Origin of the sequence: uncultured Kocuria sp. (assembly GCF_947500125.1) — a bacterium.
GTDB lineage: Bacteria > Actinomycetota > Actinomycetes > Actinomycetales > Micrococcaceae > Kocuria.
The window spans coordinates 1-719 of the sequence record NZ_CANMRA010000089.1 but is presented as its reverse complement, the minus strand read 5'-3'; the positions used below and the strand labels follow the sequence as shown (position 1 = coordinate 719).

Annotated in this window: 1 protein-coding gene; it reads right to left on the bottom strand. The window is 70.0% G+C overall.

What is annotated here, in order from left to right:
* Positions 1-41: 41 nt before the first annotated feature.
* The coding region (locus Q0817_RS19975; protein WP_298592239.1) for an IS256 family transposase at positions 42-719 on the bottom strand (678 nt) is incomplete at its 5' end.

The window sequence follows — 719 nt, the reverse complement described above, 5'->3', positions numbered from 1 at the left end:
GGTCAAGCCCCGAGAAGTGGTGTAGCGATCTTTCGTAGGGGTCAGGCAGTGAGGGCGGTCAGGGGGTCGGGGATCACCTCGCTTCCGGTGCGGGCCACGGGGGTGAGCCGGCAACGGGTGAGGACCTCGAGTCCGAGGTAGCGGCGGCCCTCGGCCCACTCATCGGTCTGCTCGGCCAGCACCGCGCCCACGAGGCGAACGATGGCGGCCCGGTTGGGGAAGATCCCGACCGCGTCGGTGCGCCGGCGGATCTCCTTGTTCAGCCTCTCGGCGGGGTTGTTGGACCAGATCTGCATCCACACGTCTTTCGGGAAGCCGGTGAAGGCCAGCAGGTCCTCCCGGGCGTCGGCCAGGTGCTCAGCCACCTCGGGCAGCTTCTCGGCGACGTAGTCGATCAGCCGGTCGAACTGGGCGTTCACCGCGGCGGCATCGGGCTGGTCATAGACCGAGTGCAGCATCGCCTTCACGGCCGGCCACATGCTCTTCGGGCAGATCGACATGAGATTGGCCGCGTAGTGGGTGCGGCACCGCTGCCAGGACGCCCCGGGCAGGTGCGCGGCGATCGCGTCCTTGAGACCGGCGTGGGCGTCACTGGTGACCAGGCGGACTCCGCCCAGGCCCCGGGCCACCAGGTCGGCGAAGAACTCGTTCCACGCCGCCCCGGTCTCGGCCGTGGCCACCCGCATGCCCAGGACCTCCCGGTGGCCGTCGCCGTTGAC